15 protein-coding genes and 1 pseudogene are annotated in these 20,968 nt (G+C 63.7%); 2 read left to right on the top strand and 14 right to left on the bottom strand.

What is annotated here, in order from left to right:
- Nucleotides 1-60: 60 nt before the first annotated feature.
- Complete coding sequence (locus WS62_RS00170; protein WP_066566152.1) at nt 61-1,302, top strand: hypothetical protein; 1,242 nt, start codon at nt 61-63, stop codon at nt 1,300-1,302.
- A 435-nt stretch (nt 1,303-1,737) separates the two neighbouring features.
- Here WS62_RS00170 and WS62_RS00165 read toward each other — a convergent pair whose 3' ends face one another.
- The 13 genes from WS62_RS00165 to WS62_RS35740 all read right to left on the bottom strand — a co-directional run bounded on the left by WS62_RS00165 (nt 1,738) and on the right by WS62_RS35740 (nt 17,479).
- Nucleotides 1,738-3,768: a DNA topoisomerase III gene (locus WS62_RS00165; RefSeq protein WP_066566145.1), complete on the bottom strand. Its 2,031-nt coding sequence runs from the start codon at nt 3,766-3,768 to the stop codon at nt 1,738-1,740.
- A 192-nt stretch (nt 3,769-3,960) separates the two neighbouring features.
- Nucleotides 3,961-4,374: a single-stranded DNA-binding protein gene (locus WS62_RS00160; protein WP_066566143.1), complete on the bottom strand. Its 414-nt coding sequence runs from the start codon at nt 4,372-4,374 to the stop codon at nt 3,961-3,963.
- Nucleotides 4,371-4,901, bottom strand: coding sequence for a DUF3158 family protein (locus WS62_RS00155; RefSeq protein WP_066566176.1), 531 nt, complete (start codon nt 4,899-4,901; stop codon nt 4,371-4,373). Before WS62_RS00155 ends, WS62_RS00160 begins: the two co-directional genes overlap by 4 nt.
- 5 nt (nt 4,902-4,906) lie before the next feature.
- Nucleotides 4,907-5,683: a PFL_4669 family integrating conjugative element protein gene (locus tag WS62_RS00150; RefSeq protein WP_066566140.1), complete on the bottom strand. Its 777-nt coding sequence runs from the start codon at nt 5,681-5,683 to the stop codon at nt 4,907-4,909.
- Between the two features lie 174 nt (nt 5,684-5,857).
- Nucleotides 5,858-9,259 (bottom strand): DEAD/DEAH box helicase, encoded by a 3,402-nt coding sequence (locus WS62_RS00145; protein WP_066566137.1) that lies wholly within the window; start codon nt 9,257-9,259, stop codon nt 5,858-5,860.
- Between the two features lie 392 nt (nt 9,260-9,651).
- On the bottom strand, nt 9,652-10,812 hold the full coding sequence (locus WS62_RS00140; protein WP_066566134.1) for an STY4528 family pathogenicity island replication protein: 1,161 nt from the start codon (nt 10,810-10,812) through the stop codon (nt 9,652-9,654).
- Nucleotides 10,813-10,815: 3 nt separating this feature from the next.
- The gene (locus WS62_RS00135) at nt 10,816-11,376 is read right to left on the bottom strand and encodes a DUF2857 domain-containing protein (protein ID WP_066566131.1); all 561 of its coding nucleotides are present in this window, start codon (nt 11,374-11,376) and stop codon (nt 10,816-10,818) included.
- Nucleotides 11,376-13,064: a ParB family protein gene (locus WS62_RS00130; protein ID WP_066566128.1), complete on the bottom strand. Its 1,689-nt coding sequence runs from the start codon at nt 13,062-13,064 to the stop codon at nt 11,376-11,378. Before WS62_RS00130 ends, WS62_RS00135 begins: the two co-directional genes overlap by 1 nt.
- A 5-nt stretch (nt 13,065-13,069) precedes the next feature.
- On the bottom strand, nt 13,070-13,942 hold the full coding sequence (locus WS62_RS00125) for a ParA family protein (protein ID WP_066566126.1): 873 nt from the start codon (nt 13,940-13,942) through the stop codon (nt 13,070-13,072).
- Nucleotides 13,943-13,965: 23 nt separating this feature from the next.
- Nucleotides 13,966-14,193, bottom strand: coding sequence for a helix-turn-helix transcriptional regulator (locus WS62_RS00120; RefSeq protein ID WP_015601714.1), 228 nt, complete (start codon nt 14,191-14,193; stop codon nt 13,966-13,968).
- Nucleotides 14,194-15,170: 977 nt separating this feature from the next.
- The gene (locus tag WS62_RS00115) at nt 15,171-16,355 is read right to left on the bottom strand and encodes a tyrosine-type recombinase/integrase (RefSeq protein WP_066566123.1); all 1,185 of its coding nucleotides are present in this window, start codon (nt 16,353-16,355) and stop codon (nt 15,171-15,173) included.
- A gap of 245 nt (nt 16,356-16,600) precedes the next feature.
- Entirely contained in the window at nt 16,601-17,017 is a 417-nt protein-coding gene (locus WS62_RS35745; RefSeq protein ID WP_156440817.1) for a hypothetical protein, read from the bottom strand.
- Nucleotides 17,018-17,089: 72 nt separating this feature from the next.
- Nucleotides 17,090-17,479: a hypothetical protein gene (locus tag WS62_RS35740; RefSeq protein ID WP_156440816.1), complete on the bottom strand. Its 390-nt coding sequence runs from the start codon at nt 17,477-17,479 to the stop codon at nt 17,090-17,092.
- Between the two features lie 343 nt (nt 17,480-17,822).
- Here WS62_RS35740 and WS62_RS00110 point away from each other — a divergent pair, with 343 nt between their 5' ends.
- Nucleotides 17,823-19,670 (top strand): autotransporter domain-containing protein, encoded by a 1,848-nt coding sequence (locus WS62_RS00110; protein WP_066566120.1) that lies wholly within the window; start codon nt 17,823-17,825, stop codon nt 19,668-19,670.
- Nucleotides 19,671-19,697: 27 nt separating this feature from the next.
- Here the strand turns inward: WS62_RS00110 and WS62_RS00105 are convergent.
- Nucleotides 19,698-20,918, bottom strand: a pseudogene (locus WS62_RS00105) (hypothetical protein).
- Between the last annotated feature and the right edge of the window lie 50 nt (nt 20,919-20,968).

Below are 20,968 nucleotides of genomic sequence, written 5' to 3'. Positions count from 1 at the left end.
CAGTATTCGATGGGAACGAACGGGGAAAGAGCCGACGCTCAGTCAGGAAGGAAAAATCGGATGGACCTAGAAGATGGCGAGACCTCTTACGAGGAGGCGAAGCAACGGTTTTTTGATCGCGTAGCAAGTGGCGCCGTGTCGCTGGACGGCATCATGTCTCCGTTGACGCGCACGCTTGCCGAACGCTTTGGCGCGGAGAGCGTCGATATGACCTTCGGGTGGGCGTGCACCCCGATGGAGTGGACGTGCCCAGCCTGCGGGCGATCCAAGCCGGAGATCGTTCGTCTGAACACCCACGGACACCTGATGTGCCGGCTGGTCGAGCATCACGACCACATGAAGGATCTCGTCAAGGTGGAATTCGAGCGTCAATGCAAGGCGCAGAAGGTCATCGTCGCCGACGAATTCGCGAAGCGCTTTGCTGCGCGTGCTTCGCAGATGGTGTCGGCCTATGACAACGCCTTCATATGTGACGACTGCAATGCGGCCGACCCTACCGCCAAGGCTGCCGTGGGTACCCACAAAGACTTCTCGTACTCCCCACAGGAAATCCGGCGATTCGTTCGCCCGCGTCCTAATAGTCCTCACGAGGTCGACGTGAAGGAGGCGGCGCGGATCTGGCATGGTCATGAGCAGACGTTTGCATTGCGGCTCAAAATCGTCGAGCGCATCGCAAGCATTGCGGCAAGCAACACGCATTGGTATCAGGAACTCCCGTACATGCAGCGGGCGGAAAACGTGCGTCAGCATGCCGAGTATGTTCAAAGCGCATATGGCGTTCCGGGTGCCATCTACGAATTGGCCGGCGACAAACGTCGGCCTCCGCCCGAGGATGTGAGTGCGTGGCGGCGTGTGGCTCATAAACGTTCGCGCTTGCGACCGCGTGACGAAGATATCGGCTATCTGGCCAAGGTCACGTTTGCCAAGCACTGGAAGGCGGTGGATGACGCGTGGCGCTGTCCGACGTGTAATCGCACCAAGCTTGAAACCGTACGCAAATCCAAGAAGGGCGATTGGAGCTTCGTCCTGTCGGACCGATCCTTCTATGCGCCGGACGAACGATACGGCAGCAAGCGAGCCGTCGTGTGCGGTGACTGCGGCTTGTTGGCGTCCCAACTCGGCAAAGAGGCATGCCTGACCGCCGGGGCGGCGACAGAAAGCAACTACGCGCAATTTCTGTCGGTGTCAGATATCACGTTGGTGGTCGCTCCACAACCGCACGGGCGCCATAACGTCAAGAACGATGACGCCGATGAACTGGTTCTGCGCCTCGTTGAGCGAATCAGCCTGCTCGAGCAATAGTCCTGTAAAGAGGGTGTGAGAGCGCGCCGAGCAGAGTGTCGTACCTCACGTCGATGTGAGAGTAGGGGGCCGGACGCGTAGCTATCCGGCTTGGAGGAAATGGCCACAGTGTCCTGCGATCGACGCGCGGCTGCCGTAAGCCTGTCGTTCGTTCGCAGCAATACACCCGGCTCGTATCGTGGCGAGAGCCGGTACGTGCTGGCGCACATCCGCGCACAAAGGGGGCCCGTTGGTTCGCCGGTGGGCGCCGGCGGCGATCAGACGCGACCGCGACGGGTCGCCTGACCGCACGCGCCGCATGCGGTCAGGCGACCCGTCGACGGGCGAGCCGGAAACAGGATCAGTGTATTCCAGAGGATTGGAGACATGAGTACCTTCGCACGCGCGCGGCGTGCGCACACCTCGCAGAAGGTCGGTGGCTAGGGGGAATGCGTGTCAGTCGTCGTGACCGAAGGAGCGGCCACGGCGGGATGTGTCTGCGGCACGACGTTTCGTCTTGGACTTTTCAATGGGCAGGGTGCCCTTGCAATCGGGATAACGCGTGCAGGACCAGAATAGACCGCGCTGACTGGTGCGTTGCCGCATCGCGCTGCCGCACAGCGGACAGGGTGGCGATGGCGGTAACTTGATTACCAGCGTCGTCTGCGCATATTGCTGCACGAGCTGCGTTATCCACGTCGCCTGCCGCGTCACGAACGCGTCGAGCGTCAGGTCGCCCGCCTCGATGCGTTCGAGCGCCTGTTCCCAGATTGCGGTGGTGCCGGGATCGGCAATCGCGGCGGGGATCGCGTCGATCAGCGTAAACGCAGCATCCGATGCACGCACGGCGCGACCTTTCTTGAGCAGATAGCCGCGGGCAATGAGTCCCTGGATGATGCTGGCACGCGTCGCCTCGGTGCCGATGCCGGTGGTGTCCTTGAGGATCTGTTTCAGGCGCGGATCGCTGACGAGTTTCGCGACGCCCTTCATCGCCTTGATCAGTTCGCCTTGCGTGTACGGGCGCGGTGGCTGCGTGGTGAGCGCCTTGAGCTCGACCTGTTCCATCGCGCAGCGCGTACCGTTCGCCAGCGCCGGCAAGGTTTGGCTGCGCGGCGTGTTGTCGTGGTCGCCTTCGCCATCGTTCGATGCTGACTCGTTCAACACGCTGCGCCAGCCGACTACTGCAACCCGCTTGCCGGTGGCGATCAGTCGTTCTGGCCCACTCGAGAACTGCGCGACGGTGCGGTCGAACTCGTGATGCGGCAGGAACTGCGCCAGATAATGCGCGCGGATCAGCCGGTAGACAGCCTGTTCGGTGTCGGACATGGCGGCGAGATTCACCGGTTCCAGCGTCGGGATGATGCCGTGGTGCGCAGTGATCTTGCCGTCGTCCCATGCACGCGAACGCTGTGTCGGATCAAGTGTGGCGATCAACGGGCGCAGCGACGGATCGGTGGCAACCAGCGCGATGAGAACGTTCGGCACATCCACCAGCATGCTTTCGGGAAGATAGCCACAGTCGGTACGCGGATAGGTCGTCGCCTTGTGCGTCTCGTAGAGGGCTTGAGCGATATCGAGCGTTTCCTGCACGTCGAGTCCAAGCTGCCGCGAACACGTTTCCTGCAAGGTGCCGAGATCGAACGGCAGCGGCGGCGCTTCGCGTACGCGTTCGGTGTCGACGGCGATGACTTCGACGTCGCGCGCGTTCTGAAGCGTCGCGTGGGCGCTTTGTGCCACGTGCTGCCGCAGGCAACGCCCGGCGTCATCGGTGCTGCCGTCCGGCGCCTGCCAGTGCGCGGTGAAGCGTTGGCCATGTGACGAAAGGGCCAGTTCGATGGCCCAGAACGGCACCGGTACGAAGCGCGCGATCTCGCGATCGCGATCGACGACCAGGCGCAATGTCGGGGTTTGCACACGGCCCACCGACAGCACGCCGTCGTAACCGGCCTGCCGCCCAAGTACCGTGAAGAGGCGGCTGAGATTCATGCCGACCAGCCAGTCGGCGCGCGAGCGGGCCAGTGCGGCGTGATAGAGCGGCATCGTCTCGGAGCCGGGGCGCAGCGCGCCGAGTGCCTGCCGGATCGATGCGTCGTTCAGCGCCGACAGCCACAAGCGCTGAATGGGACCGTGATAACTGCACAACGCGATGAGCTCGCGAGCGATCATTTCGCCTTCGCGATCGGCATCGGTCGCGATGACGAGTTCGTCGGCCTTCGCGATCAGTGCCTTGACGATGGTGAACTGTGCCGCCGTCTTCGGATTAACCTCGATGCGCCACGGATCGGGAAGAATGGGCAACTGATCGATGGACCATTGCTTGTACTGCTCACCGTAGGCTTCGGGTTCGGCCGCTTCGACGAGATGCCCGATGCACCAGGTGACCGTGATGGCATTGCCATGAAAGCAACCATCGCCGCGTTGCTTCGCACCGAGTACGCGGGCTATATCCTTGCCCTGCGATGGTTTCTCACACAGGAAGAGGCGCATTGCGACACCTTCGATCCATCACCATGACGGTGATGACGATGGCAGTGCACGACGCGAAGACAGAGCCGAAAACGGAATCGCCGAGTGGCCGCATTGGGGGATGGTACGCGCCACTGGCGCACGGCGAGCGCCAGTCGTTTGGCGCAGGCGCTCGCGAGGCATCAGCTATACCACGGGTATAGCGACGGAGGACTATTCGTCCGGTGCGTCTGTCCGATCGTCGTGATCGGCGTCCCGTCCCGGTTTGGGGCTGAGCGCAATCGCCTCGATGCGATAAGGAAGGATCGCGACGCAGCGCGCTTCGATCACGAAAGTCACGCGCGGGTTGTCGTCCTTGTCGGTCCACTTGTCCTGCACGATGCGGCCGTCAACGAGCACACGCATGCCTTTCTGATAGAGCGTGGCCCAGTGTTCGGCCTCGTCGTGCCACAGCTGCACCGGCGCCCAGAAGCCGCCGCGATCCTCGTATCCGTCTTTCACGGGAACCGGGTTGTCGAAATACACGTTCAGGCGCAGCAGACGATCGGGATCGTCATTGCCGTGTGGGAATTCGCGAAACTCCGGCGCAGAGCCGATGTTGCCTTCGCCAATAAAGCGGATGCTCATGATGGGTACTCCTTGGAGTGGGCCTGTCGGGCGACACGGCGGTGGTAGATGTCATCGGCGTGCGCCATCGCGGAGGCGCCGGCATGCGCCTGGCGGGCGAGGGTGTGGAGCAGGCTGATTTGCATGTTGAGTGCGATGCGCTGCAGCTCCATCGCGTACAGGTCGTCGATCAGCGCCGCCGGCGCGCGGAGATCGTCGAGCAGTGCATCCCACAGCGCGACACCCATCGCGGACCGGTCGAGGTTGCGCCAGCGCAGGAAGGTCGTGCCTGCGCCAGTGGTCTGCTGGGCCAGGTAGATCGGCAGTCGATCGAACGGTGGGCGACGCGCCTGCGGCAGAAGGGTGCGTTCGGCCAGCGCGATGAGCGCGTCGCGCAGTGCCTCGCATTGGCTGGCCCAGACGTCCAGATCCCCCTTACCTTTAAAAGGTTTTAAAAGGCCTTTTAGGTAGGCCGCGTGTTCCAGCCGCTGGAAGGCTGCCTGTTCCAGCGGCACAAAGCGACGGGATGCGCCGACGTCCTCGTGCATGCTGCTCACGATGCCTCCGCATCGTCGGCATGATGATCATCGTCTGCGGTTGCCGCAGCCGGTTCCGTTGGGATCGCGGTGGATGCCGGACGCTGCGCCAGACCACTGCGACGTACGATCGGTGGTGCAAAGCGCGAGCGACGCGTGCCTTCGAGCACGTCCTGCGGCAACTCGCCGAACTTCTCTCTCGCAGCACGCGCTGCAGCATTGTTTGCGGCGAAGTCGTCGCGCTGCGTGCCGGAGTAGCGGTATTGCTGGGCCAGGCTGAAAAGACTGCGCAGCGCGTGCGCGCCCTCGTTGAGCCAACGTTCCAGCGTGCGGCGATCGATCATCGCGGTGTGGTGCGCCAGGATCAGGCGCCGCGCGAGATCGTCGTAGTCGGCGAGCAGATACACCGCCATGAAGCCGAGTTGCGCGTTGATGAAGAGCGGCAGCCGTACCGGCTGAATGTTGAGGTTGTCGCCGAGCGTCAACGCGGGCGGCACGTCGGCCAGCGCCTGATCGACCTGTTCGCGCAGTGTTTGCAAGGTGGCCTTGGTCTGCGTGAGCTTCTCCTCGATGCGCAGCATCCACCCGTCGGAATACGGATCGTCCTGTTCGGCGCCGCGCTTCATCTTGTTCATGATCGCGACGAAGCCGCTGAGTCCGATGATGCCGGGTCGTCCTTCGGCCGCGGCGCGTCCGTGCCAGATACGCGCGGCGTGGTGCGTGTGCAGCGTCAGTTGCATCGCGCTGCGCAGCGCGCCGAGATTCAGTTGCAGGGAGGAGGGTTCGTTCGCCATGGGGACACTCGTCGCGAGGAAGGACGGGTGTCACGATGACGATCGCTGGGAAGGCCGTCAGTGAACAAAGGGCATGGCGCGGCGGCCGGATTAGCGCCGACGAAGCACACGACGGAGTGAGCTATACCACTGGTATAGCTCACGGCCACTATCGATGGATGCGTGCGACGCGCGTTACGCGTCGAAGAGGGAGGGCGTGTCTTCCGCCGGCGTGGAGGGTTGCGTGCTGGACGGTAGACGCACCACCGGCAGTGCGGCGTACAGCTCGCTGACATAGTCCAGTCCGCCCCACTGTTGCGTGTCGCCGATCACGTACAGGCGGCACTTGGCGCGGGTGATGGCGACGTTGAGCAGATTCGGCGCACCGGTTGCCCACGCGCGAGCGCCTGCGCCTTGCTGGCCGGGCGCCGTGCCCAGCACGAGGAAGACGATCGCGGCCTCCTTGCCCTGAAACGTATGGACGGTGCCAACATCGATGCCGTCGAATTTCCCACGTCGCGCGAGATCGCTACAGGCGTTCGCCACCTTGCGGAACGGCGAAATGACGTAGACGCGGGCAGGCTTGTTGTCCTCGCCACGCGCCGGCTCGCGCCGAAGGGCGATGAGGCACTGGCGCAGCACATCCAACTCGTCTTCTGACACGGGATGGCGTACGCGCGTGGATGCCACGTCGAACCAAGCGCTGTCACCGAGGACACAGGAAAACGGCGTGGGAAGCGGTTGCCCTTCATCATCGACGCGCCCCTGCACCATCTGGCCGGCGTAGGCGATGCGGTTGGCGACCGAGAACATGGGATCGTCGCAGCGTCGATGCGTGCGCAACGGCATGCCGGTCCAGATGCGCGTATCGCCGCCGGTGTCGTCGGCCGACGTGCTGACCCAGGAACCGAACGGCGTGATGCGGTCGGTGAGCGTTTGCACCGACTCGTCAGCGGGCGACCAGGCTGAATCGACCTGATGGCGGTGACGCAACGCCTCGGTGAGGCGCAACGGTACGGTGAAGACCGGCTCGACTTGCAGTGGATCGCCGACGATCACCGCGCGACGGCTGCGCCAGATCGCGCCGGCGGCCGATTGCGGCGTGGCCTGGCCCGCTTCGTCGATCAGTAGCCAGCCGATGCTGTCCTGTTCCATGCCGACGAACAGCCGATCGAACGAGGCGAGCGTCGTGGACACGACGGGCACCACGAAAAAGAGCACGTCCCATAGCAGCGGCCGTTGATCTGCGGGCAACTTGTCCTGCAGCGTGTTGGTGAGCATCCCGTTCACGACGCGCAGGTTGCCGATGAACTTGCCGGCGTTGGCGAGGATCGTGGCGCGATGCAGTTCGACGGCGGCAAGGAACAGCCGCGCACGCAAATGATCGAGTGGGGCGCTGACTGCGATGCTCGCGCGATGACGGATGTCAGAGGGCAAGGACCAGAACGCATCAGTCGGAAAGTGCTTCGCACCGGTCGCATAGCCCGCATCGAGCGCCTGCTGGTGGGCGTGACACTGCCGCATCAAGGCGGCGAACTCACGCGATAGCGCTTGATGCCGTTCACGCTCACGCCGAAGGGTGGTCTCCGACTGCGCGATCTCGCGGCTGAGTGCGCTGAGCGTTGCGGTGGTTTCGCTCAGTGCACGCGTCGGGGCCTCGAGTGCCTGGCGTCGCGCGATCATGCGTGGCGTTTCGCGGCCGAGCCATCGCATCAGGCGATCCCAGAGCGAGGGCAGATAGGCGGCTTCGCACTGCGCGAGGACCGCCTGATGGCTTTGCATCAGCGCACGCAGGTCGGTCTGCTGTGCGCGCGACGCGGCCAGAGACTGTTCACTCGCCGTAACCGTGTCCGTCGCGATTTGGAGGGATGCCTCGAGCGTCTCCCGTTGCATGCGGCTGCGATCCAGCTCGCGTGCGGCTCGCTCGGCGGCCACCAACACGGCGCGCTGCTTTTCGACCTCGGCGTGCGCATCGAGGAACGCGCGTTTCGCGGCTTTCCATTCGGCCTGATAGCGCGGGTAATCTTTGTTGGCCTTCTCCAGGATCTGCTTCATCGTCGGCGGACGATCGTCGCGGGGTTCGGCAAGCTGGATCGGATCGTTCGTCGTTGTCGCTTCCGCCGCGTCATCGCCGTCATCGTCCGGCGCATCGGTCGCTGGGTTGGCAGCGGCTGTCGACGGTTTGGCCTTGCGTTCGTCACGGAAGAAACCCGCGGCAAACGATCGCCGATTGCCGACGTTACCCAGTGCGGCGGCGATGATGCCCCAGCCATCGATGGGCTGTTTTTCGTCGTCGAGCACTTTCTGCGCACGGAAGATTTCGCGGATCACTTCGTCGAAGTAAGCGACCGGTTCGAATTCGCGGCTGATCTTGGCACGGGCCGGCAATTCCTGCGTGATGTTCTTGACGGCGTTGTTGTTGTTGCTGGTGACGACGATGGAGGTGCCGTCGATCACGGCGCGCTTGAGCGGCGAAAACTTCATGCCGGCCATCTGCAGCGGCTCTTCGAACAGGGCCGCGGGTTTGTCGAGTGTGGCAATCCGCCTGGCGCGCTCCGTGACGATCTCGGCGATCACGTCGCAGAGCAGCGTGGTCTTGCCGGTGCCGGGCGGGCCGTTCACGCCGAGGATGCCGCTGTCCGGGCTCAGCGTGCGCAACACCTCCGCGACGGCAGCCTGTTGGGCGAGCACCAATGGGTACTTGGAAGACGCCGGCCAGCGCGCGGACGGCAGGTGCGCGGCGCTGACCAACTGCGCCATGGTGGCGTGTTCGGTGAGGATGTCGATTCGTCCTTCGGGCTTGATGGCCGCGCCAAGGTAGCGGGTCAGGGCGGCGCCGAAGGGTTGCTGCTTTTCGGCGCGATCGATCAGGCGGTCGAGATCGTCCAGGTAGAACGAATTGAGGAATTCGGTGGCCGCTTCCTGATTGTCCTTGAGCTTGCTGTGCTTGATCCGGCTGGTGCGCACGACGACACGCCAGTCGAGCGTGGCTTTTTTTGCGCCCTCGCCGAGCAGCGCACAGACCACGTCACGCTCGGCCTCGAGGTCCTCCCATCGCAGCGCTGTGCCCGATGAGGATGCCGTGGTGTCGTCACTTTCATTGGCCGGCGCAAGGCGATGGCAGCGCTGCGCGAACTCTTCCTGCGCACGCTGTAGGCGCGCGTTGACGTTCTCCAGCGTACCGGTCTCGCGAAACGCGTCGACGCCGTGCGCGTAGCTCGCCGCCAAGTAGCTGCTGGGCAGCGGCACACCGTGCTCGTTGACGACGAAGGCGGCCAGCCACCCCTGGCCGCTCACGCGCTGAATTTCGCGTTCGCTGAGGTCATCGTTGGGCAGGATGCCGCGCAACACCAGGCGGGCGAGGTCCTCCACATCGGCCACGCCCACGTAGACGACATGCAGGAAAGCGTGCGGCTCGGTCGGTGCGAATTCTTCGCGATGCCACGGCAGTGTGCTTTGCGGGCCGCGACGGCGCAGTGTGGTGACCTTGATTTGCGGCGTATTGTCCTTCGCCGTCGGAGTGGTCGGGATATTGAAGATTTCCAGGTCGCGCCAAAACCGCAGGACGCGCAGAGGTTCGTCGTTCGTGTTGTTCAAGGCCTGCCTCGCGTAGATCCGGGGTGGGGCGCGTGGTGACGACAGGCATGAAGACGGAGAGCGCGAAGCAATGTCATGGTGCCTGCCATGGCAACCGGGGCGTCCCCGCTGACGGGGCCATTATGCCAGTACCGGAGAGCGCGCCGACCGGCGTGCGCGGGCAACGTGAGAACGCGTACCGGAACATGCACGGGACGGCAGGGCTTGCCTAGCTATACCAGTGGTATAGCCTTCGGCGGATCACGATGGAATGGGCGTTGCCTCGACAGAACGTCGGCGGTGCGAAGGGGTCATGCGGAGCCATCGGCATGGGTGTGCCTCGTCACCCGCAAAGCTATACCAGTGGTATAGCCGCCCGTGGTTCGCGATGGAACGCGTGCGGGCCAGTTTGATCATCCAGCATCGTCCGGTGGCAAGCGCAAGAGTGCACGAAGGTGCGCGAGGTGTTGCTGCACGACGTTGGTATCGACCGGTCGCGCGCTCGGCGTAGGGATGGCCGGTGGTGTAGAGGCAGGTGAATGGCTTGATGGTGCGCACCACGCCTGAAACTCGCCGCGCAGCGCCTTGCCGATAATGCCGAACAGATAGCCGGCGGGCTTGCGTACGGCGTGCGACTCGAGTCGCGCTTGCCATTCGTCGAGCACCGCCTGGCGCAGGGACGGATCGACCTGTTGCAGCGCCGCCAAGGCGCCGTTTTGCTGCTCGGCGCGCAATGTCGCGAAGCGTGCCGGCAGACGCAACGCGTCACGCGCGCGCGGTACAGGAGTAGGTGTATTAGAAGAGGGGTTTATACGTACTGTACGGTCCGCGTTCGGATTCCGAAGACGGTCTTCTGGCGCGGGTTTTCGACCGTGTTCGGAATCCGAAGGCCGTTCATCGTAAATCCGAAGACGGTGTGCGCCACCGTCTTCGGATGCGTGCTGTGGATAACTGGGCGTCTGCGGCGCTGCGTCGTCGATCGTGTCGTCGGTATCGTCGTGCAGACCCTGTTGCGTCAATCGTTGCGTGATGATCTGCAACCGCGTCGGCAGGACGCAACCGGATAGCAGCGGATCGGTCGCCAGTTCCTCGAGGACGCGATCGCCGATCGATTGGATCGCTTTGCTCGCGTGGCTCAGCGCGCGGCTGATGAGATCCAGATATTCCACGTCGAGTTGGATGGCTTCGAAGGGCGACAGCGGTTCGTCGTGCAGCACGTATAGATTGCCCTGATGGCGTCCAGTCGATTTGTCGCGGCGACGCTGGACGAGGCTCAGCCATCGCGTCAGTCGCAGGATGGTCAAGGCGCGGGCGACCGTCTCTGACGACGCCTTGTTCGTACAGGGCATCGACGTGAGATACGGGGCGAGTTCGTCGTAGGTGGGAAACGTCGTGATGCCGTCGCGCTGCAGTTGCATTCGGATCACCTGCCACGCGTTGCGTTCGAGTGGCGTCAGCCGGTGATCAAGAAAGAGCGCGCGCGGTACGGTCTCATGGCGGTTGCCGCTGAACAGAACGGCGTCACCCGACCGTGCCGTCGGCTTGCCAGACGGGTCGGCAGGGCGAGCCGCCATGGCCTATACGAGCCCTTCGGCAACCCACCCCTGCATGACGTTCCAGAGGACCGCCATCGGCAGATTCAAGGCTTCGGCGGTGTCCATGCACAGCTCCAGCATCGCCATGTCGTCGTGTGGATCGACGCCTTCGGCCTTGATGCGCGGTTGCCATTGTTCCCACACCGCTTTCTCCTGCGCCTCGCTGAGGACGGGCCAACGGCCCTTGCGCTTGGGCATACCGAGCATGTCGCGACGCAGAGCGACTTCCTGATGCGTGAGGCCATAGAACTGGCTGACCATCTCCGTGCTCGCACCCAGCCGGAGCATGCGGTCAACGGTTTCGATTTCCTGTTCGACATCGCGGGCCTGATGCAGCAAGCGACGCAAGACGTCGACGTTGACCTGTACCTTGCACCAAGCCACCGACGCATTGACCAGGAGACTCACCATCTCCGGGTGCTTCAGCGCTTCGAGCGCGTCGTCGCCAAAGCCCATGGCTTTGCAACGGCGCAGTTGGCCGTGGCGAAGATCATGCAGGGCTTGGGCAATCACGGCCTGGTTCAAGGGGTGGGGTGTCGACATCAGGAGGCTCCATGCGTGCCTTCCGCTGCGCCGGGTGGAGCGTGGAGATGGTCGTGCAGGCGGCGGGCGAGACGTACCAGTCGATACAGTTTCACGAGAGCAGCATCGCTCAGACGCATCAGCGGGTGCGCGAGCGTGCCGCCCAGCAGCAAGGGAGCCAGATCGTCGGCCAGGTGCAGACTGGCCAAGGCCGACTCCGTCGAGGCGGCCGGAACGTCCGGGGCCACCACCGTGAGGGCGAACAGCAGTCCACGCACCGCACGCGCAAAAAACGGTAACGGTGACGTGCGATGTGTGCTGGTATCGTCGATGCGGTAGCCGATGCCGTGGTCAGTCGCGACCACGCAAGCATCCATGTCGGCCTCGGCGGCGATCTCGCGCGCGAGTTGCGCGATGTGGGTACGTAGCGGTTGTGGATCGTCGAGGCTCGGCGCGATAACCCATACGTCCGAGATTGGATAGAGCCCGCCCGCCTGCACGGGTACGGCCTGAATCACGGTCGTGGCGAAATCGGACGGCGTGTCCTCGCCGGTATGCTCAGCGACCAGTTGTCGGAGCGCTTGCAATCGTCCGGTGTCGAGCGCTGGCGATACGACGTGCTGCTGCACGGACCCGGCATCGTCGTTCGGCACGGACGATGGCCGTGGCTTGGTCGGTGTCGAGGGCGAGGGCGTTATGGGTGGGGGCGCGGCATCGCCAGTGGAGGAACCGGCCATCGGAGAAGGTGTGCTTGCATCGGGCGGAGGTGAGCCTTTTCGGGCGTGAGGCGAAGCGGTGTCCGGTGGTGCGGCGGGTTCCCGGGCGAGGGCGCGCTGCCGCGTCTCGGATTCCGCGAGGTCCAGGCTCAGCGCGTCGTAATCCACGCCGAGCCGTTCGGCCATCTGCCCGATCAATTCATCCTGCATGCGCTGCACGGCAAAGCTGGCAACGTCGCCGTCGAAGAGTGCGAGCACGTCCTGGAACAACAAGGCGAAATCCGCTTCCTCGCCGTCTCGTTGCGACCACGTGCGTGCAGCCGCGCGACGCAACGCGACGAGCTTTTCAACTTGCGGTCGGCCGAGTCCGCCGTAGAGCAGGGTCGGGATGGCGGGCAGCAGATACCGCACCGCTTCCTGCATGCGGCTGATGTGAGGCTGGGGCGTGGGATAGCCATCGTGGGTGAGCCGTCGGGCCAGTTCCGATTGCGACAGCGGGCCGCCGCTTTCCTGCTCGTACAACTCGCGGGCTTTCTCCACCGCGAGCGCACGTTCGATGAAGGTGAGCGCACCGTGCAATTCGTTCTCGGCGAGATGGCCGGTGAGTGCGATGATCTCGCCGCGCGGCGACCAGGGACGGAACAGGCATGGAATGCGAAAGAACCGTTCGTCGTGCGTGTCCGTCCACAGCTCGTTCAAGATCGCCAAGCGTGTGTTGCCGCCGTTACGAATGATGTAATGCGTCTCGCCCGGCCGGCGCGTAATTGCTGGTGGCGCATCCAGTCCGCGCTCACGGATCGACGCTTTGAGATCGTCGTAGCGGGGATTGCGTGTCACGCGCGGATTGAGTTCGTAGGGGCGCAACTGATCCAGCGTCACGACCATCGGCGTGTCGGCGATCGGGTCGGTCAGCGCGGATGCTACAGGGCCGTTTCGCTCGAAGCCGTCGGCGAGCAGCTTCGCGGCCATGTCGTCGGGCGTGAGCGCGGCCATGGACGTCAGTCCTTGTCCACGGTGGATGGCGATGGCGTCGCTGGCGCCAGCCGAAGCGCGAGCTGTTGGAAGCGCTCGCGCCAGGCCGGAAAGAGCTCGTCGCTCACCGCGTGCATCGTGGCGAGTGCGGAGGGCGCGACACGGCCGGACGGTGCGCGATGTTCGACACGATGGGCGGGCAGCGCCAGCGTGGACGCGCGCGGATACGCTTCGAGCGCGGGAACGCAGGTGGTAAGCACCCGCACATCGGTACGTGCCACGAAGAGGTCGCGCAGCGTTTGCCGGATGAGTCGTGCGTTGCGGGATACGGCGGGCATGCGGTTGATCAAGAGATGCAACGGCGGCGGCGTGATACCCAGGTGTCGGTACGGCGCGATGTCCTCCAGCAGTCGCAGCGTGCCGCGCCGGAATTCGCGGGCGGACAAAAGCTCCGGTGTGACGGGCGACAGCGCGAGATCCGACGCGAGTAGGGCAGCTTCGAGCAGCACGCTGCGTGCGCCTTGCGTGTCGATCAGCAGCAGGTCGTAGTGCGGACGGAACGCCGGCAGCAGATGGCGCAGGCGAAGCCGTCCGTCGGCCGCATGCAGCAGCAGCGAACTCAACTGACCGCGATCGTCGTTGGACAGAATCAGATCAAGCCGGTCGAGCGCCGTGCGGGAGATGAGCCGGTCGGTATTGGTGTCGTTGAACGCGAGCAATTCGTAGGCGCCGGCCTCGGCGCGCGCCTTCACGGCGAAGTAGCTCGATAGCGTGGGTTGCACGTCCAGATCGAGCAGCAACACGCGCAGTCCCGCGTCGGCGGCAAAGCCGCCCAGATTGGCGGCCGTCGTCGTTTTACCGACCCCGCCCTTGGTGGAAATCAGGGAGACGACAAGCATGGCCTATCACCTTGTGCGAGTCGTCAAGCGCGTTGTTGCTTGCGTTCTTCGATCCATTGATCGATTTCCCGCGAGTCCCAGCCGACGGCACGGGCGCCCAGCGGAATCGCTCGGGGAAACTTGCCCTGATGCATGAGGTTGTAGATGTGCGAACGCTTGAAGCCGGTACGGCGTTCGACGTCCTTGCGGCGGAGGATGCAGTGTTCGACGAGTTCGTCGGCAGGCGCGTTGGGCTCGATGAGACGCGGCATAGCAGTCACTCCTTGGCGCTCGGTGGCGCGGGTTGGGGGTGACTGGTATGGGAAGGCAAACCGATGCGCGATACCGTCACCAATCCGGAGCGCGGCACGACCCTATAGTGCTGCCGCGGAACGGGAGCACGTGGAGAGGTCCGCAGAGGGATGTGGAGTGGCTATGGACCGATGCGCTGTCGCTCGTAGGCCGGGAGCGAATCACAGCGGATGCCTGATCCCGCGCGTGACACTACGGAAACAGGTTGCTCGCTCGTTTGCGCAAGAACGGAATTCGAATCGATGCGCTTGCCCAAATTGTGGGATATGAGCCGGTTAGGAATGCGCGGTCTGATGATCACTTGGACCGCGAGATTTAAAGCCCTCGTATGCTTATGTCTGGTCTTATCCATTTTTCTACCTTCTTGACTTCAGCGATGCACAGATACTCCTTGCACGACAGGTATGACGCTCATCGAACCCTAGGTATTGCGCGATGCCGACACGGAATGAAGGAAGCGTTTCCAGAGTGGATCATTCTATCTAATTCGCCGATGTCGCGTGCACTGTGAGCGAGTTCAAAGAACCGGAGTTGCTCGCACGAATTTGGGGCGAACTTCACCGCTGAGAGTCGCAGGCAAGCTGAGTTTCCACGAAATGTTTATTCGGAAAACACGTTATCGCGACATCGATGACGGTCTGTCGCGACGGGACTATCCGGGATACATTAGAGCGAACGGTCTAATCATCGCGCCATTATGATGTCGGTCTGTGATGGACGAATTCGCTGCTCGGTGTACTGGTTTTGATGTGGCTATTCCCGATAGCGCATGCGTGCTTTGCTGATCGAATAGGAACGGGAGGGCAATCGACGCAGGGGCCGATAATCGCAAGCAGTCTGGAGCGGGAAACGCCGGCGTCGCAATGCGAAGGGTTTGGGCGTGAGGGAATGAAGCGAGCGGCGATCACGCCGCCCGCCCCTCAAATGACGATGATTGCTATCCGAGATAGTTGGCCCAATCCTGCATCAGGCCAGCGCGCTTCATGAACAGGTCGCCGCGTGCGTATGCTGCTTCCGTCTGGTCGCCGATGATATGGGCAAGTGCTGCTTCCGAGACTTCGCGGGCATAGTCGGTGGTCTCACGAGCCCAGTCCTTGAAGGTGGATCGGAAACCATGAACGGTCAAATCTTCTCGCTTCATCCGCTTCAGCAGCTGCAGCATAGCCATGTTGGACAGGTGCCCGTTCCCCTTGCTGGCTGGAAGCAGAAACTCGCTGGCGCCGAAGTCGATCAGCGGTTTGACCAATTCCAACGTGGCTGAAGAGAGCGGAACGCGGTGCTCACGCTTAGCTTTCATGCGTTCAGCAGGAATCGTCCAGATTTTCGCTTGCAGGTCGAATTCTGATTTGCGTGCGGCAATGATTTCGTTCGTGCGGCTCGCGGTCAGGATGACCAATTGCAATGCGCGGGCGGCGGCTCCTTCCTGTTGCCGCAAGAGCTGCATAAAAGCGGGCGCTTCGGCATAGGGAAGGGCTGCGTGGTGGTTCGTTTTGCGAAGGCGGGACGGCTTCGCTAGAAGGTGGTCCAGATGACCTTTCCAGCGGGCGGGATTGGGGCCGCTCCGATAACCGCGCACAGTTGCCCACGCAAGAATCGACTCGATACGCCCGCGAAGGCGGGTGGCAGTTTCGGTTTTGTCGGCCCAGATGGGTTCCAGCACCTGCACGATCTCATCGGTTTCGATGTCAGCTACCATGAGCTTACCGATGACCGGATTGGCATAGGCTTCGATGGTGCTGCTCCACTGGGCCGCGTGTTTCTCGTTCTTCCAAGACTTGCGATGCGCTTCGATGTACTGGTTCGCGCAGTCCCGGAAAGCGAGCGACTTCTTGCGCTCGCGGCGTTCTGACTGACGCTTCGCGATTCTCGCTTCGAGCGGATCAACGTCCTCGAGCAGCATCCGTCGGACTTCCTGTGCCTTGATGCGAGCGTCAGCAAGTGACACGGTGTGGGTCGGGCCTAAGCCCATGCCACGAGGCACGCCGCGCCGCATGTAACGAAACAGCCACGATTTCGCCAGCGTTCGGGTAACCTGTAGATAAAGGCCGCCACCGTCGCAATAGAAACCGGGCTTCTTTGCTCGTGCGACTTGCACCGCGGTTAGCCTGTTGAGCATACGCATACACAACCTCCTGACTTACAAAGCGACTATCAAATGGTTCCTGGCTTCCCTTGGCTTTGCCCGGATGTTTGCGGAATGAATGGCAACCCGAAACTTCGCTAGAGCGTTGAGCCGAAAGGATTTTTGGAACTCACTGGAGGTTGTTGGATTTCACAATGTGGGACACTCTCTCCGCCAAATTACTCCGTCTCCGCCAGAAATGGCGGAACAAGCCCCGCAAGTTCTCGGACTTGCGGGGCTTTTTCTTAGTCGGCCATCGCGCGGCCCGTCGTCAGGCCCTGCCGAGTTGCTCGACTGGCAGCGACGTACGTCCGCTCGCGTTGGCGCAGGCGGCTTGCGGCGTGTGCGACGAACAGCTGGCTTTTCGGAGCGCGACTGGAGCCGGCGACGAGCTCGGGGCGAGTCTCCATCGTCGGACGGTGGCATCCGCGCGAGGTCGTCGGCCGCGAATCACAACAAGAACCACTGCTCGACTGGCTCGCGACCCCGATACGTCGCCTGCCGAATTCGACCGACCGTCCTGCCTCGACCACACCAAAGTTCCGCTCGATGCCTTTGCGCTTACGTCGATTGGGGCACAGCCGGACCAGCGTGTCGCGTGCCGGCTGATCGCCGAGCGACCAGCCGGCGCGGTCATCGTTTTGCACCGTATGCGGCGTCACGCGATCGACGCGGCGCGTTGCCTCGAAGCCCGCTGCGCCAAAGTTCGTGTCGGCGCCGGCAAGGCGGGCGTGTCAGCGGGCCTCTCGATTGCCGCGTCGCGGCCCTGCCGTGCCACTGACGCGTACGGCGTGTGCATGGATCACCCGGCCACGCCGATGAACGCTCGACACATGCGTCAAATGACAGCGTGACACGCGAGTGCGGCGACGTTTCCGAAACGGCATCGCCTGGCTGTCCCGTCGATTATTGGCAATAATGCCGAAGTTATTCCATTGGTATTCAAAGTCGGCGATGGTTGATCGACAGTGTGAAAGCATTTCGCTCTCGAAATGCATGTCGATTAAGCGGAGCAGCGCGATATTTTCCGAAAGACGCCATCGTCGCGGCAAGCGGTCCGGGGCACACGGTCTTCCCTTGCGCGCCGGGATCAGGCCGAAACGGCCGAGACATATCGCGATCATCGAGGCGGATCGTGTTCGTCAAACACGATTTCCCGCATGACGGGAACAAGCGTTGTCGATAATAAGTGGTTCGAAAATCAGAGGCGAATTACGAATTGGCATTTACGCTCTGCTGAGGCGAGCGCAAGCTTGCGCCCGGCATCAATCACTATGCCGAAATCGACATCGTTCGGTTCGCCGCGCGCTTCCAGGCCACCTTCGCCGGCTGAGCGGCAAGCGCACCCGCGCGGGGCGGTCGTACCGCGCGGCCGCTGGCTTTCAACGGTTTTTCGAACACGAGAAAGGCTCGCTCACGAGCCTCGGACGACATGCATTCCCAATATCGAGGACGGCGTTCCGCCAAATGAAGATCCATTCCAAGAAGACACGTCCGATCGGGGCGATCGCGCTCGGCATCGCGCTGGCGATGCCCGCCGCAGCCTCCGCCCGCGAATTCTACGCGCTGGGCGACAGCCTGACCGACAATGGCCGGGTCGTCAGGCTGACCGGCATCCTGCCCAACGCCACGTCGACGATTTTTCGGAACGGCCGTTCGTCGAACGGCCCGGTGTGGGCCGAATATCTGCCGGACCTGATCGGCGCACGGTTCTCGCCAGACGACGATTACGCGATCAACGGCGCGCTGAGCGGCCACGGCGGCTATCTCAACATCATCGCGGCGCGTCCGACGTGGCGCACGCTGCCCGGATTCGTCGACCAGGTCGATCAGTTGATTGCCGCCCATCCGCGGCTGCGGTCCGACGACGTGGTCGGGATCTGGATCGGCACCAACGACCAGGATCTGACCAAGGCGAGCCTGAACGGTATCGAGCCGTTTCTGGGCGTGCCACGGCCGACCAGCATCGCGCAAATGAGCGCGTACACGCTGTCGAACGTCAATGCGCAACTGCAGCGATTGATCGGGATCGGCGGCCGTCAGTTCGTCATCCTGAACCTGAACGACGCCAACGGTTCGCGGCCGGGATACGTCGACTACAACAACAAGCTGCCGGCCGATCTCGTGCAGTTTTCGCGACAGGGCGTAAACGTTCACCTGTTCGACGTGTCGTCTCTCCTGAACCAGATGCGCCGGAATCCGTCCGCATACGGGCTGAACGATGCGCCGGATGTGCAGTGCCGCAACGTGCCCTCTTGCAGTGGCGGCTCCGTCGACCTGCAGAACACCTACCTCACGGCGGACGGAACGCACATGATGACGAGCGTGCATCAGTACATGGCGCGCTACATCGCGAATCAATTGAATGCGCCGACAGCGATCGCGACCGCGCCGGCGTTGGGGCTCGATGTCGCACGGGCGAGCGCGCTGTCGGCGCTGAGCAGCGCCGACGGCGGGCCGCCTGGTCCGCGGCGCGTTGCGCTGTCGGACAAGCTGTCGCTGTTCGCCGACGTCGGCTATACGCGCAACTTCCACGGCGCGGAAACCGGTATCGACGCGTTCGACAGCGACGTCGAGCTGTTCTCGATCGGCGCCGAGTACCGGCTGTCCGCCGAGTCGAGAGCCGGCACGCTCTTTTCGAGCGGCAACGCGAACGGTTCGATCGCGGGCGGGCAGGGGCGAATCGGGATCCATGCATACCGGCTCGGCCTCTACCACGCATTCGACCGCGCCGGCCTGTTCGTGCGCTCGTATGTCGGCGCCGGCTGGAACCAATACCGGCTGAACCGCAGCGCGGCGCTCGCGGGCTCGATCAGCGCGACCACCAACGGCTTCGACTTCGGCGGGCTCGTCAAGGCCGGGTATCTGTTCTCGCTTGGCGGTGCGCGGCTCGGTCCGGTCGCCGACGTCGGCTATACGCAGCTCGTCGCACGCGGCTACGCGGAGGACGGCGATCCGATCCTCGTGCAAAACGTCGGCGTGCAGCGGCTGAAAGGCGTGAGCGCAGGCGCGGGCGTGCGCTTCGCCGCCCCGCTCGCGACCATCGGGCTGCGCTTCGGCGAATTGTCCGCCGAAGCGCACCTGCGGCACGATGCGTTCAACAACCGGACGCTCGTCACCGCCCAGCGCTATGCGCCCGATCTGCCGATCAGCACGGCCGTCGACGGCGGGAGCGCGACCTATGAACGGCTGTCGGTCGCGCTGACCGTCGATCCCGCGAAGTCGTGGCGCGCAAAGCTGGCCATGCAGGTGGACATCGGCAACGCGCGGCGTCGTTCGTACAATCTGCTCGCGATGCTGGGCGGCACATTCTGAGCGAGCGGGCGGCGCGGATGCCGCCGGCTACTCGTCCGCGGCCGCGAAGCGCCGCGCCGCGTCGTGCGCGCCGCCGCCGACGAACCGGATGGTGGCGAGCAGCATGGCGGCCACGACGAGGCCGACGATGCCTATGACGAGCACGGAAGGATACGCGTTCGTCGCGGCGGTCACGAGTCCCGCGACCGGCAGGAACGCGGTCATGACCGACGTGGTCGCGCCGATGCCTTGCGCCAGCTGCTGCTCGGGGATCAGCTCGTAGCGTTTGTCGCGGAAGAAAATGCCGAAGAACGCGCTGCCGACGATCAGCAGTCCGAACGCCAGACAGAAGAGCCACACGCTCAGGTTCACAGCCGACAGGATGGCCGCGAGCGCGAGGCATAGCGTGCCGAGCAGCCCGAAGCCGGCGGGACCCAGATCCTTCACGAAGCGCGGAATCAGCAAGCAAAGCGCGAACGAAATTGCGCCGCCGGCGAGGTTGGGCATCGCGCTGTACGCGACCGGCAGGCCATACAGCCCGATCATCGTCGGCGCGATCAGCGACTGGAAGACTCCGAAGAAGACGTTCAGGAACCCGCCGGCGAACGTGAGTGCGAGCAGCTTCACGTTCGTCGCGAGCGTCATGAGGCGCGCGCATTCGGAGGCGAGCGTCCAACGGTCGGTGGCGGTGGCGACGAGGCGCGTGGTTGCGGGGCGCCAGGCGATCGATGCGGTGAGCAGCAGTCCGTAGCCGATCGCGAGCGCGCCGATCGCCGCACGCGGCGACAGTCCGGAAAAAGCCAGTGCGGCGACGCCCGGCCCGGCAAGCCGCGCGAGCGGCTCCAGCAGTTACGATCGCGTCTGGAACCGCTGCAGGCCGGCGGGCGCGAGCCGCTGCGCGGCGGTGGCCTCGTAGTACACGAGGGACAGGCCGGAAAGCAGCGACACCACGCTCGACAGCATCCATGCGAAATGAGTCTTGCCGAGCAGCACCCACGCCAGCATGAAGAACAGGCGCGAGCCCTCGACAGCGAAGGCGAACCGCTTGCCGGTACTTCTGTCCACGATGGAGCCGAACAGCGGCGAGAGCAGCGCGCGCGGCATGAATTCGACGAAATAGGCGATTCCGACCGCGAGCGTGCTGCCGCCGCTTTGCTGGTAGACGAGCAGCGGCAGCAGGAAGCCTTTCGCGTAGTCGAGCGCAAGTGTGAATACGCGCAGGACGGTGAACGGGTATTCGCCGTTGCCGGCCGGTCGCGATACGCTCATGCGTCGTCCTGATGGGATGGGCCGCGGCGCGGGATGGGGCGTCGGGCGAG

It is taken from the genome of Burkholderia sp. ABCPW 14 (genome assembly GCF_001523835.1).
Classification (GTDB): domain Bacteria; phylum Pseudomonadota; class Gammaproteobacteria; order Burkholderiales; family Burkholderiaceae; genus Burkholderia; species Burkholderia mayonis.
Note: the sequence above shows the minus strand (reverse complement) of the source record. Positions and strands in the feature narration are given on the sequence as shown.

Bases quoted from the DNA above. Each gene is read 5' to 3' on its own strand.
- WS62_RS00110 (WP_066566120.1), top strand. From the start codon at position 17,823: ATGAAGATCCATTCCAAGAAGACACGTCCGATCGGGGCGATCGCGCTC.
- WS62_RS00165 (WP_066566145.1), bottom strand. From the start codon at position 3,768: ATGCGCCTCTTCCTGTGTGAGAAACCATCGCAGGGCAAGGATATAGCC.
- WS62_RS00170 (WP_066566152.1), top strand. From the start codon at position 61: ATGGACCTAGAAGATGGCGAGACCTCTTACGAGGAGGCGAAGCAACGG.
- WS62_RS00155 (WP_066566176.1), bottom strand. From the start codon at position 4,901: ATGCACGAGGACGTCGGCGCATCCCGTCGCTTTGTGCCGCTGGAACAG.
- WS62_RS00130 (WP_066566128.1), bottom strand. From the start codon at position 13,064: ATGGCCGCGCTCACGCCCGACGACATGGCCGCGAAGCTGCTCGCCGAC.
- WS62_RS00160 (WP_066566143.1), bottom strand. From the start codon at position 4,374: ATGAGCATCCGCTTTATTGGCGAAGGCAACATCGGCTCTGCGCCGGAG.
- WS62_RS35740 (WP_156440816.1), bottom strand. From the start codon at position 17,479: ATGATCGCGATATGTCTCGGCCGTTTCGGCCTGATCCCGGCGCGCAAG.
- WS62_RS00125 (WP_066566126.1), bottom strand. From the start codon at position 13,942: ATGCTTGTCGTCTCCCTGATTTCCACCAAGGGCGGGGTCGGTAAAACG.
- WS62_RS00150 (WP_066566140.1), bottom strand. From the start codon at position 5,683: ATGGCGAACGAACCCTCCTCCCTGCAACTGAATCTCGGCGCGCTGCGC.
- WS62_RS00115 (WP_066566123.1), bottom strand. From the start codon at position 16,355: ATGCGTATGCTCAACAGGCTAACCGCGGTGCAAGTCGCACGAGCAAAG.
- WS62_RS00120 (WP_015601714.1), bottom strand. From the start codon at position 14,193: ATGCCGCGTCTCATCGAGCCCAACGCGCCTGCCGACGAACTCGTCGAA.
- WS62_RS00135 (WP_066566131.1), bottom strand. From the start codon at position 11,376: ATGTCGACACCCCACCCCTTGAACCAGGCCGTGATTGCCCAAGCCCTG.
- WS62_RS00140 (WP_066566134.1), bottom strand. From the start codon at position 10,812: ATGGCGGCTCGCCCTGCCGACCCGTCTGGCAAGCCGACGGCACGGTCG.